General features: G+C 36.2%; 16 protein-coding genes and 1 pseudogene. 14 read left to right on the top strand and 3 right to left on the bottom strand.

Annotated features, from left to right (window positions below; translation table 11 throughout):
* Positions 1-403: 403 nt before the first annotated feature.
* The gene (locus tag H1P_RS13340; protein ID WP_144867870.1) at positions 404-889 is read right to left on the bottom strand and encodes a hypothetical protein; all 486 of its coding nucleotides are present in this window, start codon (positions 887-889) and stop codon (positions 404-406) included.
* Between the two features lie 287 nt (positions 890-1,176).
* Between H1P_RS13340 and H1P_RS13345 the strand changes: the two genes are divergently transcribed.
* The gene (locus H1P_RS13345; RefSeq protein WP_144867872.1) at positions 1,177-1,929 is read left to right on the top strand and encodes a DUF429 domain-containing protein; all 753 of its coding nucleotides are present in this window, start codon (positions 1,177-1,179) and stop codon (positions 1,927-1,929) included.
* A gap of 150 nt (positions 1,930-2,079) precedes the next feature.
* On the opposite strand, the gene H1P_RS13350 is transcribed toward H1P_RS13345, so the two are convergent.
* Positions 2,080-2,721, bottom strand: coding sequence for a DUF4291 domain-containing protein (locus H1P_RS13350; protein ID WP_144867874.1), 642 nt, complete (start codon positions 2,719-2,721; stop codon positions 2,080-2,082).
* A 90-nt stretch (positions 2,722-2,811) separates the two neighbouring features.
* Complete coding sequence (gene cysS, locus H1P_RS13355) at positions 2,812-4,248, bottom strand: cysteine--tRNA ligase (protein ID WP_144867876.1); 1,437 nt, start codon at positions 4,246-4,248, stop codon at positions 2,812-2,814.
* Positions 4,249-4,571: 323 nt separating this feature from the next.
* On the opposite strand from cysS, the gene H1P_RS13360 reads away from it, so the two are divergent.
* The 13 genes and pseudogenes from H1P_RS13360 to H1P_RS13420 all read left to right on the top strand — a co-directional run bounded on the left by H1P_RS13360 (position 4,572) and on the right by H1P_RS13420 (position 12,838).
* Positions 4,572-4,796 carry a hypothetical protein gene (locus tag H1P_RS13360; protein ID WP_144867878.1) on the top strand — a complete coding sequence of 75 codons (225 nt, stop codon included), beginning with the start codon at positions 4,572-4,574 and terminating at the stop codon, positions 4,794-4,796.
* A 592-nt stretch (positions 4,797-5,388) separates the two neighbouring features.
* Positions 5,389-5,826, top strand: coding sequence for a hypothetical protein (locus tag H1P_RS13365; protein ID WP_144867880.1), 438 nt, complete (start codon positions 5,389-5,391; stop codon positions 5,824-5,826).
* A gap of 229 nt (positions 5,827-6,055) precedes the next feature.
* Positions 6,056-6,346, top strand: a complete 291-nt coding sequence (locus tag H1P_RS13370) for a hypothetical protein (protein WP_144867882.1) — start codon at positions 6,056-6,058, stop codon at positions 6,344-6,346.
* Positions 6,291-7,211 carry a cyclic nucleotide-binding domain-containing protein gene (locus H1P_RS13375; RefSeq protein WP_144867885.1) on the top strand — a complete coding sequence of 307 codons (921 nt, stop codon included), beginning with the start codon at positions 6,291-6,293 and terminating at the stop codon, positions 7,209-7,211. Before H1P_RS13370 ends, H1P_RS13375 begins: the two co-directional genes overlap by 56 nt.
* A 47-nt stretch (positions 7,212-7,258) precedes the next feature.
* Positions 7,259-7,381, top strand: a pseudogene (locus H1P_RS13380) (ParA family protein); the annotation flags it as partial.
* A gap of 63 nt (positions 7,382-7,444) precedes the next feature.
* Positions 7,445-9,004, top strand: a complete 1,560-nt coding sequence (locus H1P_RS13385; protein WP_144867889.1) for a TfuA-related McrA-glycine thioamidation protein — start codon at positions 7,445-7,447, stop codon at positions 9,002-9,004.
* The gene (locus H1P_RS13390; RefSeq protein ID WP_222427048.1) at positions 8,991-10,178 is read left to right on the top strand and encodes a YcaO-like family protein; all 1,188 of its coding nucleotides are present in this window, start codon (positions 8,991-8,993) and stop codon (positions 10,176-10,178) included. Before H1P_RS13385 ends, H1P_RS13390 begins: the two co-directional genes overlap by 14 nt.
* Positions 10,179-10,635: 457 nt before the next feature.
* Complete coding sequence (locus tag H1P_RS13395) at positions 10,636-10,833, top strand: hypothetical protein (RefSeq protein WP_144867891.1); 198 nt, start codon at positions 10,636-10,638, stop codon at positions 10,831-10,833.
* A 118-nt stretch (positions 10,834-10,951) separates the two neighbouring features.
* The gene (locus H1P_RS13400) at positions 10,952-11,146 is read left to right on the top strand and encodes a hypothetical protein (protein ID WP_144867893.1); all 195 of its coding nucleotides are present in this window, start codon (positions 10,952-10,954) and stop codon (positions 11,144-11,146) included.
* 98 nt (positions 11,147-11,244) lie between these two features.
* Positions 11,245-11,439 (top strand): bacteriocin, encoded by a 195-nt coding sequence (locus H1P_RS13405; RefSeq protein WP_144867895.1) that lies wholly within the window; start codon positions 11,245-11,247, stop codon positions 11,437-11,439.
* A 114-nt stretch (positions 11,440-11,553) separates the two neighbouring features.
* A complete protein-coding gene (locus H1P_RS13410) occupies positions 11,554-11,772 on the top strand; it encodes a hypothetical protein (RefSeq protein ID WP_144867898.1) in 219 nt (72 codons plus the stop codon).
* Between the two features lie 283 nt (positions 11,773-12,055).
* Positions 12,056-12,262, top strand: a complete 207-nt coding sequence (locus H1P_RS13415) for a hypothetical protein (protein ID WP_144867900.1) — start codon at positions 12,056-12,058, stop codon at positions 12,260-12,262.
* A gap of 168 nt (positions 12,263-12,430) precedes the next feature.
* Entirely contained in the window at positions 12,431-12,838 is a 408-nt protein-coding gene (locus H1P_RS13420; protein WP_144867932.1) for a nitrogen fixation protein, read from the top strand.
* The last annotated feature ends 17 nt before the right edge of the window (positions 12,839-12,855 follow it).

Consider the following 12,855-nt stretch of genomic DNA (forward strand, 5'->3'; position numbering starts at 1 on the left):
CTGAATCAAGAGAAGAGTCTCAAGCGTAGTCTGCGTCAAAAAATGAAGCGCGCAGCTATGAATAATGACTATATGATGACTGTTCTACAATCCTTTTGTCAATAGGGTTTGAGATGCTCTTACCCTGCTAACCTAACCCCGTATTGCTATATATAAAATCTGGCTATTTTGAAGTTGCTGAATTTACTAATGTTATAATTTCTGACAAAAATGTAAAATGGTCATTTCAAATTTATTTTATGGAGCAATAATTATAAAAGTTATCTGTGTTGCGGTGCGAACCTGCGGAATTTTTAATCCGTTTATCCCCATCGCATTTGGGGGCAAAGGAAGGCGCACCAAGAGAAATCTGCGTTCATCTGCGGACAAATATTACAACTATATTTTATAGACAAAATACAAGTTATATTGGTAAATACTGTATATAATCTTTCCCAATAACAATTAACTCTTGATAATACTCTGGTATTTCTGATTCATCAAAAAAATACTGCCATATATATCTTGGTTCATTATACATAACTTCAAAAGCAGACATAAAATGTAGATCGAGCTTGATTTTTGCGTGATTAACTCTATACCAATTACCTAAACTACTTAATATTGGATAATCTTCTTCTTTAACAAAATTGTATAAAATACTAATTTTAGCAATTATTAATTTAAAAGAAATATTTAGATCGCTCTCTTCTGGTACTTCTCTTAATAAACCAATAGTATCCTGAATACTTTTATTGTGACTGGTAGCTAAATCGATCGCCCACATTGATGGCTTAGAATTATTTAAAATTAAATTATCTGCCCAAGTAATAATTTCTTCTTTAATTGGTAATCCAATTTCTAAAGCTATAGCAAAATAGTCTGCATAGTGTTTTAAAGTTATTGTCATAAATCAACAACACCATCAAGACTAATTATTTCTTAATTTTTTCTTTAGTAAAGAGGGGTTGACAAAAGCGATCGCTGGATGGTATTCTAATTTTAGTTTTTATAATGGGAGTGGTGACTCTCAACTACAAGCGCAACTATTCCCATTATGAAATTGAAAATAACATAAAATAAACTAAATAGCAAGCACTCAAATTAACTATTTTTTCGTTAGTAAATTTTAATAAAAAACTGAAGTATTACCACTTTAATTCTAACTAAATTCAGCACAATAAAGATTACTTAATTATGAAATTTATCGGGGTTGATTTTGGTTGGGTATCTGGTGCAAGTGGCTTGTGTTGTTTACAGTGGCGCAATAATCAATTAAGAATACTCGATATCACTACAAAGTTAGAATTAGCAGAAGTTTTTAACTGGCTAGATAAGTGGGTATCCCCTCAAGAATCAGCATTAGTAGCGGTAGATGCGCCAACAATTATTCCCAATGAAACAGGAACGAGATTACCCGATAAACTAACTCACAAATATTTTGGTAAATATCATGCAGGTTGTTATCCTGCTAACTTAAATCGCCCTTTTGCCAGCCGTACTGTGGGCTTTGGTAATAAGTTACAAGAAAAAGGTTTTATCCATGCACCGAAAATTACACCGCAAAAATTGGGTCGATATCAAATAGAAGTCTTTCCCCATCCTGCCATAGTGCATTTATTTGGTTTGGATAAAATTTTGAAATATAAAAAAGGCAAACTAGCAGATAAAAAGCAAGAATTAGCCAGACTCAGAAATTATATTGTTACTGTTTTACCCCAGTTAGAGCCAAAACTTTCTTTAGCAGGCGATACAAGATTACCCGATCTCGATCGTAATGTAACAGGAAAAAATTTAAAAGCGATCGAGGATCGATTAGATAGTTTAATTTGTGCTTATGTAGCTGCTTATTGGTGGTATTGGGGAGAAGCCAAAAATTTAGTTTTAGGAGATGAAACTACTGGTTATATTATTGTGCCAAAGCGTTATAGCCGTACAAAGTTACTTTAAGAAATACTTATATCGGCTCGAAAATAGCAAATAGCAAATAAAAAAAATGCCCTAACGTTTATTCGTACTGCTACAGTAGGAAAGTGCTTAGTGGTTTATCACTGGTTGCTCGTTGTCACTCATTACTCATTACTCATTACTCATTACTCATTAGTTAGTGGTTAATTGTAATTTTCTGGCGATTTCTCGATCTTTAACTTCATAAATATGTTCAGTAGGAGTTAGTAAAGCATCATAATTTTGAGTAATTACGTGTTGACGTTGTTCGGCGACAAATTCGGAAATATCTTCAATATCAACTATCCATTCTTGGGCATATTTTTTAATAGCATCGCCTCGTAAACCTAGCTGAATTGCTCGACGCTGCAATTTTCCACCCCCAGGAGAACGATCGGGATCCCATTGTAAGCGAACATCAGATTTTGCTACTGCTTTTTGCCAACTTTCTTTACTGTCGTATATTTCTGGAGTGTAGGTAGAATGAACTGCTGCTGCGAGAATATAATCAAATGCCGAACGTTTCAGACGAATAGCCAAGACAACTTCTTGTCCTTCTTTCGCACCCCATCCCGAACGATACATCATCCACAAAAAATTTGGTTTAATCCAGGTCATCCGAGAAAGTTTAAAATCACCACCGAAATAACCTTTACTAGCTGCAAAATGACCGATAGAAGGACGATAAGCCTGATAGACAATAATCGACTCTGTGTCGTACTGAGCCAGAATAACACGACCATTTTGTACCCAATTAGCTTTTTGTTCTAAGTATGGTTTGGTATTGAGTTTCATCTTTATCAAGAGAAAATCACTAAGTAGTTTAACTGTAAACAATAATACTAATTGTAGCTAATTGGGTATTTTAACGTTCTCGAATTAATTTCAACGATGCCAGGTTGTGCCTTCTTTGGTATCAATTAAAGTAATGCCTTGGGCTTTGAGTTCCTCTCTAATGCGATCGCATTCAGCCCAATTTTTGGCTTTTTTAGCCTCTCTACGCTGTTCAATTAGGTTTTCAATGGCTTTATTACTTAAATTATCGTTATTACTATCTATAGCTTCATCTAACTTCGCAGAGAAACCTAAGACATTAGCTAATTCCACTAAAGTATGCCATTGCATTTCTAATTCTTTGGCATCGGTTGCAGTTTTGCCTTGATGCACTATTACATTACCTTCTTTGCGTAATTCTTTAGCAATTTCAAATATGACAGCTAACCCACCAGCAAAGTTAAAATCGTCGTCTACTGCATCTTGGAATTTTTGTTTAATCGATTCGGAAGTTACAGGGGAGTCACTAAACCCTAACTGTTGACCGAATTTCTGTCCAAATAATAAGCCCTCTTGTAAGGTTTCCCAACCATTAGTCGCAGCTTCGATTGCTTTTTTAGTGAAGTCTACAGGCTTGCGATACTGTGCTTGTAAAATAAATAAGCGCACTGCCATCGGGTCAACAGGCCTATCTAATAACTCTCTGATAGTGGTAAAGTTGCCCAAAGATTTGGACATTTTTTCGCCATCTACCTTTACCATGCCATTATGCATCCAATAGTTAGCTAACTGCTTTCCTGTTGCTGCTTCAGATTGGGCAATTTCATTTTCATGATGGGGAAAAGTTAAATCACTACCACCCATATGAATATCAATAGTTTCTCCTAATCTTTCTCTGACCATCGCAGAACATTCAATATGCCACCCAGGACGACCATTACCCCAAGGAGACTCCCAAGAGGGTTCGCCTTCTTTCGCAGCCTTCCAGAGAGCAAAATCAAAGGGGTCTTGTTTCTTGGTAGCCTCGGTGTTTTCTACTCTACCACTAGCCCCTGCTTGCAGATCTTCGAGCTTTCTACCCGATAGTTTACCGTATTCAGGAAACTTTCTCACAGAGTAATAAACATCTCCATCCGCAGGGTAAGCAAAGCCTTTTTGTTCTAATTCAGCTACTAATCTTTTAATGCCATCTAGGCTATGGGTAGCGCGAGGATAAGCATCAGCAGGACGAATTGCTAAACGTTCCATATCTACAAAATAAGCTTCGATAAAGCGTTCGGAAACATCTTCCATTGATGTACCTTCTTGGTTTGCCCGTTTGAGAATTTTATCGTCAATATCAGTAAAATTTTGAATATATGTAACCTGATAACCAGACCATTCTAGATAGTTGCGTACCACATCCCAAATTAAACAAGCTCTTGCATGACCCAGGTGGCAATAGTCATATACGGTCATGCCACAGAAGTACATCTTCACCTGATTTTCTTCGATGGTCTGAAAAGGTTCTTTACGACGGGTGAGACTATTGTAAATCTTGATGGTCATTATGTTTAAACTGGATTTGATGGCTGATTATGCAAATATTAATGGTAAGAAATTGAGGTGATGAGAGTCAACATCAGTAATCAGAGAACACATGATATGTCACGCCTATCATACTGTAGTTAATTTTTTAGATAAACCAGATAAATGTTAACAATATCTAAAATTTCAATTATTTAGTATTGGTCTGATGTTGTTGATATTACCTGATTGTCGTTCCTGAAAAGATTAAAGATTTTAATGCGGAGAAAATACAGTATAGTCCTCGCAATTTGAGTTGAAAAACAATTAAAGATGCCAAAGAAACTGCCATAAAAATCAATTTTATGTCGCCAAAAGATGCTTCTTTTTGTAGCACAATACAAATTATTGAGAAAAATTATCGCTTCAATCTTGCTCATAAATCTATTATTCTGCATATCAAAGCTTGTGTCATCGTATCCCAAAAATATAAACCTCAGCATGAAGGTTTAACCTATGCTGTCTCTCACCGCTCAAGTTCCATTTTCAGCAAGTTTTATCTCAAGCAGAAGCTATTAGGCAAGCCATAGCAATCATTCTTGGCCATAGTCGCAGTACGACGAATGGGAAGAGCTTTTAGTGATTTGTTTATTTGTCCTAATATTTTCATTGTTTAGCTTTGAATATCCTCTTGCTACCTCTCATGAAGTTACCTTAAAAGTGCGATCGCGTACCATTGAATAACGTTCACATACTGTCTTTGTCGCGTCTTGATTAGCTACAAAATGCAGAAGGGTCATCGCCTGGGGAGACTTTAGGCGTTTATAAATCCTGTACTGACGGCTATGCGCGGTCTGACAGCTTGAGGGAGCGGAGTTCCATCAAGTCCTTTATCCTTGAAAAAGAGCAAACTAAGCAGGATCAATGGGATCGAGATAATCTGTGACTTTTGACTTTACTTAACCACAGTTTATTTAGAATAGCTGCAAGAAATTTACTCTTAGATCGCCAATTAGTGGCTCTTCATTGGGACACAGATAAATTCAGTAGAAGACTACATTAAAGTTCAAAAAGCCAAATACAGTTATAACAACATTCATCTTCTACGATCTTGAGAACTAAGAGCTTTACGCCAAATGAAGAAAAATTATTGAAATTTTAATCATTAAAGAATCTGGTCTTATGAACACAAAAAATAGTATTTCAGTTAATTCTTTAAATAAAGTCGATCTAACCAAGAAAATTTTAAAAACTAGCGTTCATTACAACCAAGGTATACATCCTAAGATATTTTGTCGTCGCTGGTTTGGTTTGGAAGCCACCAATGAATACGGTAGACCTCGTTTTACAGAAGCACAAATTTTAGCAATAGAATCCGAACATGGCTATCGAGAGAAATGTATCAATTTAATTGCCAGACTTTTAAAAATCAAACCAAATACTATTCATCGTTGGGGAAAAGGAGTTTCCTTTGATAAAATTCCTGCCGATAAACAGCAAAAGTATGAAATCTATTTAGGCTATGTAGACTCAATTAGAATTATGACTACAAACTTGACAGAGTTAGATGAAGTCTTATTGTTCAAGCTATTGCAACAATTAGAAAAGAAAAATTCATAATTTTTTGTGAACCATCAAGGTTAATTCTCGTGGATTAAATTTGGCACGAGTATATTGGAAATGAACTGGACAAGCAGAAAAATGGCTGGGACGAAATTTAATATGTTACAGATTACAGGTTTTGGATAAAGCCAGAAATTTTAACACTGTATGCCGTACAGAGAAGTCTGTAGTTAATTAATGCTGAAATTGTATGGTTAAAATTAGCTCTTAAAATAGAAGAATTGTAATGAGTCAAACTCTTTTACAGGAACTCAGTAATAGCGATATTGACTGGCTCATGACTGTGGGTAAAAGACGAAAAGTCGATGCAGATCGCTTTTTAATTAAAGCTGGTCAGCAGATTTCAGCCTTTTATTGGCTAATTGATGGTAGCCTGACGATTTCTGCCTCTCAAGGTGGTGATAATACTCTCGAACGAGCTTTTGCTGCACTAGAAGAGCAACCAACTTTAGAACGCGACATTGGTCGAATTAAAAAGTGGCGATGTTGCTGGAGAAGAACTGTTGATTCAAACTAGAGCAGCTTCTAATAATGTTAGGACTAAGCTGCCATCAGAGGTACTGATGATTTCTCAAGAGAAACTAAAGGCAAAACTGAAACAAGATATTGGTTTTGCTGCCAGATTTTATCGAGGAGTTGCGCTATTACTCACAGAGCGTTTATTAAATTTAACACTACAGCTTCGTACTACTAAACTAAATTTTACACCAACTCAAAGCCGAGAAGTTTTATTTGCTTTTGGGCGACTCCATGACAGCGACATTGATTGGTTGGTTAGCAACGGAAATTGTCAACAGTTGAAAGCAGGTAATATTCTACTTCAAGAAGGCAGACCAGCAGAAATGCTTTACTTACTATTAAAAGGATTGGCACAAGTTGCGATCGCCAAAACCGCAATCAATCCTTTAGATCGAGCTTTTGCTGCTTTGGGAACTAGTAATACTCAAAGTTTAGGCAAAGAAATTGCTACAGTGCGACCAGGGGAATTTATTGGCGAAATGCCTTTTGGCGATACTAGGCTAGCCTCTACTACCGTAGTTACGGTGGAAGATTCTCTATTATTAGCCATTCCAGGGCGATCGCTAAAACTAAAATTACAGCAAGATTTGGGTTGGGCTGCTCGATTTGAGTTAGTAGTGGCAACTTTAGCTGCTGAAAGGTTTCGAGATACTATTAATCGACTGGGTTATGGCAGAGGTTTTTATAGTAGCGGTCAAGTTCTACAACAGTCTTTTAGTTATGAAGATGAACTGAATTCAGACAGTTTAGATAATTTAAATTTGGCTGCTTCTCGATTTAAATGGATGCTCAATCGCCTTCAAATGCTGGGAAAACAGAGTTCAGAACCAAAATTGACTAATTCCCCTTCTGTTGGGATTTAACAGTTAATCAAGCTTACTAATTACGATCTAATGTCTGAGGTATCAGTATGTCTAAAATTATTTCAATTCATTCTTATCGAGGAGGAACAGGAAAAACTAATATAACTGTGTGTTTAGCAGCCCTTGTCTCTAGTCAGGGAAAACGAGTGGGCATTATTGATACTGACATACTTTAAATAAAAAGCTACAGCTACTCTTAAACAACTTAATTTTAAAGTGAGCCAACAGTGAATATGTCCAAATCTATAGCTGTGTTTTTAGGTCCTTCCTTACCCCAGACTCAAGCTCGCGCTCTGCTTGATGCGGTTTACTATCCTCCTGCTCGTAAAGGAGATATTTATCGCATTACGACTCTTGGTGTCAAAACTATTGTTTTGATAGACGGTGTTTTTCATAGTACGCCCTCAGTTTGGCAGCGCGAAATCTTTGATGCTATGGCGCAAGGTATTCAGGTGCTTGGTGCATCAAGCATGGGAGCATTAAGAGCTGCGGAGTTACATAACTTTGGTATGGTTGGTTATGGCACTATTTTTGAATGGTATCGTGATGGTGTAATTGATGGTGACGACGAAGTAGCACTTTTGCATTCTACTCAGGAAGAAAACTTTCGTCCTCTTTCCGAACCATTAGTTAATATTCGCTACACTTTGTTGAAAGCAGTTGAAGACCATTGCCTAACGAATAAGCAAGCACAACAACTGACCGAATATGCTAAAAAACTATATTATCCAGATCGTTCTTATCGTCAGCTTCTGAATAGTTCTATTCTCAAAAGCTGGTCTTCAGAAAATCGGGCAAAACTCGAGCATTACTTTCTTACTAACTGTATCGACCTTAAAAGACATGATGCTAGCAAAGTCCTTTGCTACTGTGCCAATTTAAAAGATAAACAGCAAGATCGACAAAAATCGAGTTTACTTTCTAGCTCTTTTTCATCAACAAATAAACATTGGGAGTATACTTCTCTTTTATTAAGTGGCTTTAAAAGTTCACAGGGTATTGTACAAGGGAAAGAAGTTTTGCAGAAGATACGAAAAAATTCCTCGCTGCTGACTAAGATATACAAAACTACTTCAAAGCAACACTTTTTGCTCGATTGGGCGAGGCAAAATTGCGTATGCTGTTCAAATGATTACATAAATGCTTATATCGAACAATGGGAACAAGAACACAAAATTGACTACAATCAAGAGTGGTTGCAAGCTAACGGTTTAACCCATACAAAATACAGGGTGTTGTTGGAAAAACGCGCCTTGGTTGATTGGATGACTAAAAAAGGACCAAATTATTTTGGATTAAATGGGAATTTTCAGCTAGCACTTCAAAAAGAATTACAGTTTGCAGAAAACACTATTAAACCTAATTTCAAAAAATCACAGATAAAATGGCAGAAATGCGAACAAGAGAGCAAAAGCGATTTCGCACTTCCAGTTGCTGACTCTAAAAGTAATGATCTTGAATCATCCGATATGTGGTTAAAGTTATCGCAACGTTGTTTTCTTCTTGATTGGGCAAGACTAAATGGGATTTCTTGTTCCCCAGATTATTTGAATGATTATATTGAACAATTAGAAAAAGATCGTAGTATTGTTGATTTTACTAATTATTCACAAACTAATAGCTTAAATTTTCATTCTCACAAAACATTATTAACGCAAATTGCTTTTGTAGAGTGGGTTGTCAAACAAGGACCAAGCTACTTCGGTCTTTTTTGGAATTTTGAAATGGTTTTACTGAGAGAATTGCAGATTACTGGGAAAGCTGCACAACTAATTGAAAATGAATATGCTTAATACAGTGGAAATAAAAAATATTCTTCTCAAGGGCTACATCAGTGGCACACATCGTTTGATAGCACCAGAATCCACCCTGGCGAGAATCAAGCCTTATTTATCTAAAATAGGTGTTACTCGATGTGCTGATGTTACAGGATTAGATCGCATAGGAATTCCTGTTTACTGTGCTATTCGACCTCATGGCTGTATTATTCAAATTGCTAATGGCAAAGGCTTGCGCCATGTTGATGCTAAGGTTTCAGCATTAATGGAAGCACTTGAAATATTTCATGCTGAAAATCCAACCAGTGAATTGGAAAGAGATAGTTTTAGGTCAATCCAACAAACAGGAGACAGTGTTGTTCAACCTGAGATTCTCCCTTTTTACGAAACAGATAAATTTTTCAGTGGTGATTTTATAGTTGATTGGGAAAGAGCAGAAAACTTGCTTTCAGGTGAAAAAGTGTGGCTACCAGCCAGCAGTGTTTACCTTTGCTCACCAATGTTATATCCCTTTAGTAGTAACGGTCTGGCTAGTGGGAATCACCTTGTAGAAGCTACGCTACATGGACTTTATGAGGTCATTGAGCGGGATGCGATTTCAAGTTTAATTACTAATGGTCGGATGAATCTTACTCAAAAGTATTGTAAATTTATCAACCTGGAAACTGTGGATGATAAACCTGTTGCAAAACTATACAATATGCTTTTAAAAGCTGGCATTAAACTTGTTTTGATCTGGGTGAAAAGTAGTATACCAATAAATACTTTTTGGGCGGTTTTGCTAGATAAAAATCCTTTTAGTTCATCCTCCATGGTTAACATGGGTTATGGATCGCATCTTAGTGCTTCTATTGCAGCTACTCGGGCAATTACCGAAGCTGCTCAGTCACGTCTAACCTTCATTCATGGCTCTCGTGAAGACTTAGCAAATAAAAATTCTTATCAATCGGAAGATGTGCCATCTAAAGTATATGCTTATTTTGACCAGATAGAAAGTAGTACAAACTGGCAAATATTGAGCGATATGAGTGGAAATGATCTTATCCAAGATTATATTCAGATTTTAGAAAGCCTTTCTCTAGCTGGTCACAACAATATTTTTCGTGTCAATTTAACCCGACCACCCTTTAATATTCCAGTGGCGAAAGTTTTTGTACCTAGTTTGAAAATGAACCATAGTTTATTTTAAATTTAAGCTAATCTACATTTAACTGGCAATAATATTATTGCATTTAGAAGTAAAGCTTAAGTTAGATATTGATAGACATTAACATCAGCAACAGATAGAAGAGATTGTTGATGCTGATTATTTTACTTATTTATTTGAATTAACCGAACGAAAAAAAATACTGTAAAAGATACAGAAAACTCTAGAAGAAATAAGAATAAAGTTTTACATTTTAATTAGTCAATAATTGAACGTAATTATAAGGTTTATTATCTGAAAATTCGGATAAAAATGTAAGTTATAGGCTTGCAAAATAAAGCGGATATTTTCCATCGATTACTCTAGAAACCTTGGTAAGACGAGAAATTAAAGCAAAAGTTATTCGCTAATCCTAGAGCAGTTTATGCCAAAGAGTTTGGTTACAAAGTGCCAGAGGCTTTAAGCTTTAAAGTTGTTAATAATTCAAGGAGAAACCCAAATGGAATTTAAAAAGCCCAATCAATCAAATGATGTTTCTAAGGAGCTTATTGATGAATCCATTGCCAATGCTGAAGAAAGAAGAAAGCAATCACTGAAAGCACGAGCAGAAGAACTATCTTTATCTGAAGAAGAATTAGAACAGTTTGATGGTGGTTTCCCTGGTGGTGGTAGTACAACAGGTATCTGGTCTAGATAATAAGAGTCTTGAAAAGCAAACGAATAATGAGTAAAGAAAAAGGTAAATTAATCAAGAAAATCTTCTAGCTTTCTAGGAAGTCCAGCAATTATTAATTAGCGATTAAGGAGAAACCAGAATGGAATTAAACAAGCCCAATCAATCAAATGATGTTTCCAAAAAACTCATGGATGAATCCATTGCCAATGCCGAAGAAAGAAGAAAGCAATCACTTAAAACACGAGCAGAAGAACTATCTTTATCTGAGGAAGAATTGGAACAGATTGATGGTGGTTTTCCCCCTTTTGAGACAGGAGGTGTTAGACAGCAATAATCTAAGAAGCTTATGGATGAATTCATTGTCAATGCAACAGAGTAAATCTTCTGGGATTCTCTAAAAGCCCAGTGATTAATAATTAAGGAGAAATCAAAATGGAATCGAAAAAGCCCAATCAATCTCATGATGTTTCTCAAGAACTCATAGATGAATCCATTGCCAATGCAGAGGAAAGAAGAAAGCAATCACTGAAAGCACGAGCAGCAGAACTATCTTTATCTGAAGAAGAATTAGAACAGATTAGTGGCGGTATGGATGTGACAACATCAGGTATTACTTATAGAGACTAATAGTCTCGCTCGGTAAGCGAATAATGAGTTAATAGTAAGTAGATTAATCAATAAAATCAATCTTCCAGCTTTCTAGAAAGTTCAGCAATTATTAATAATTAAGGAGAAATCAAAATGGAATCGAAAAAGCCCAATCAATCTCATGATGTTTCTCAAGAACTCATGGATGAATCCATTGCCAATGCCGAAGAAAGAAGAAAGCAATCACTTAAAACACGAGCAGAAGAACTATCTTTATCTGAGGAAGAATTGGAACAGATTGATGGTGGTCTTCCCCCTTTGATTAACGGCTTATTTCCTTTACCAAATGATCCTGAAATAAAGAATAAGTAGTCTTTATCAGTATGTAAATAAAGAGCGAATGGAAGGTTAAATGACTGGGGAAAACTTCTAGCTTTCTATGGAAGCCTCAAAATTAATTATTGGTGTTGCTAATTTTATGTATGACCTACAGAGTGTTTCGGCTTGCCCTAAAGGATACCGCTTCGCATATAGCTTTAAGTTTTAAGTTCTAAGCTTTAAGCCTTTAAAATGATTTTCAAGGTCATAAAATAACAAAATCATACCTTGATTTACCAACGCCTAATTATTAAGTGATTATTCAAGAGAAACCAGAATGAAATCGAAAAAGCCTCATCAATTCAATGATGTTTCCCATAATGTTTCCCAGGAATTCATTGATGAATCCATTGCCAATGCAGAGGAAAGAAGAAAGCAAGCTCCCAAAGAAAAAACGTCTTTATCTGAAGAACAGTTAGAAGATATACGTGGTGGTCAGCCATTTCTTATTACGGGAGGTATTATGATTACGGATCTAGATTAACCTTTTTGATTAAACAGAGTTTAATTGGGGCAATCTATTCTGATTCTTTACAACAAAAAATTTAGGTGCTGCTTTTTAAACTCTTACCTGAAAAAATTTTGAGATGGAGAACATTGTACTGTGAAAAAAGACATTCTTAAAGAAATTTCTAATCAGGAAAAAACAGAAATGCCACTTTGTCCCAGTGCTAGACCAGAAACAAAAAATAGTGCTGTTTTTGGGGTAGTTGGTGGCACGGTAGATGAGCCTCGTGTAAATTACTTAAAGCAGCCTCAGCCCGTAACAGAGGATTTGCTCTCTGTTGCTTCTCCAGTTACGCCGACAGAAGTTTTTCGCATCGCAGGTGAATGCGCGGGTAATGGTTGTCAGCATTTTGATGGTCAAAATTGCGGTCTGGCAACGAGGGTGGCAAATCAGTTATCCGTAGCAACAGAGACGCTACCACCATGTCCCATACGTCGAGACTGTCGATGGTGGCAACAGGAAGGAAAATCAGCTTGTATGCGTTGTCCGCAAGTAATTACGGATAATTACAATCCCTCTTTACTAGATCGTCAAGTGGCAACACCCACTTGAATAGAGTTCAATTGCCA

This window comes from Hyella patelloides LEGE 07179 (assembly GCF_900659865.1).
In the GTDB taxonomy this organism is placed as follows: domain Bacteria; phylum Cyanobacteriota; class Cyanobacteriia; order Cyanobacteriales; family Xenococcaceae; genus Hyella; species Hyella patelloides.

What these genes read in the sequence shown, in the direction of transcription:
- H1P_RS13410 (WP_144867898.1), top strand. Translation starts at nt 11,554, where the DNA reads ATGGAATCGAAAAAGCCCAATCAATCTCATGATGTTTCTCAAGAACTC.
- H1P_RS13360 (WP_144867878.1), top strand. Translation starts at nt 4,572, where the DNA reads ATGTCGCCAAAAGATGCTTCTTTTTGTAGCACAATACAAATTATTGAG.
- H1P_RS13390 (WP_222427048.1), top strand. Translation starts at nt 8,991, where the DNA reads ATGAATATGCTTAATACAGTGGAAATAAAAAATATTCTTCTCAAGGGC.
- H1P_RS13415 (WP_144867900.1), top strand. Translation starts at nt 12,056, where the DNA reads ATGAAATCGAAAAAGCCTCATCAATTCAATGATGTTTCCCATAATGTT.
- H1P_RS13400 (WP_144867893.1), top strand. Translation starts at nt 10,952, where the DNA reads ATGGAATTAAACAAGCCCAATCAATCAAATGATGTTTCCAAAAAACTC.
- H1P_RS13345 (WP_144867872.1), top strand. Translation starts at nt 1,177, where the DNA reads ATGAAATTTATCGGGGTTGATTTTGGTTGGGTATCTGGTGCAAGTGGC.
- H1P_RS13385 (WP_144867889.1), top strand. Translation starts at nt 7,445, where the DNA reads ATGTCCAAATCTATAGCTGTGTTTTTAGGTCCTTCCTTACCCCAGACT.
- H1P_RS13365 (WP_144867880.1), top strand. Translation starts at nt 5,389, where the DNA reads ATGAACACAAAAAATAGTATTTCAGTTAATTCTTTAAATAAAGTCGAT.
- H1P_RS13405 (WP_144867895.1), top strand. Translation starts at nt 11,245, where the DNA reads ATGGAATCGAAAAAGCCCAATCAATCTCATGATGTTTCTCAAGAACTC.
- cysS (WP_144867876.1), bottom strand. Translation starts at nt 4,248, where the DNA reads ATGACCATCAAGATTTACAATAGTCTCACCCGTCGTAAAGAACCTTTT.
- H1P_RS13350 (WP_144867874.1), bottom strand. Translation starts at nt 2,721, where the DNA reads ATGAAACTCAATACCAAACCATACTTAGAACAAAAAGCTAATTGGGTA.
- H1P_RS13420 (WP_144867932.1), top strand. Translation starts at nt 12,431, where the DNA reads ATGCCACTTTGTCCCAGTGCTAGACCAGAAACAAAAAATAGTGCTGTT.
- H1P_RS13340 (WP_144867870.1), bottom strand. Translation starts at nt 889, where the DNA reads ATGACAATAACTTTAAAACACTATGCAGACTATTTTGCTATAGCTTTA.
- H1P_RS13370 (WP_144867882.1), top strand. Translation starts at nt 6,056, where the DNA reads ATGAGTCAAACTCTTTTACAGGAACTCAGTAATAGCGATATTGACTGG.
- H1P_RS13395 (WP_144867891.1), top strand. Translation starts at nt 10,636, where the DNA reads ATGGAATTTAAAAAGCCCAATCAATCAAATGATGTTTCTAAGGAGCTT.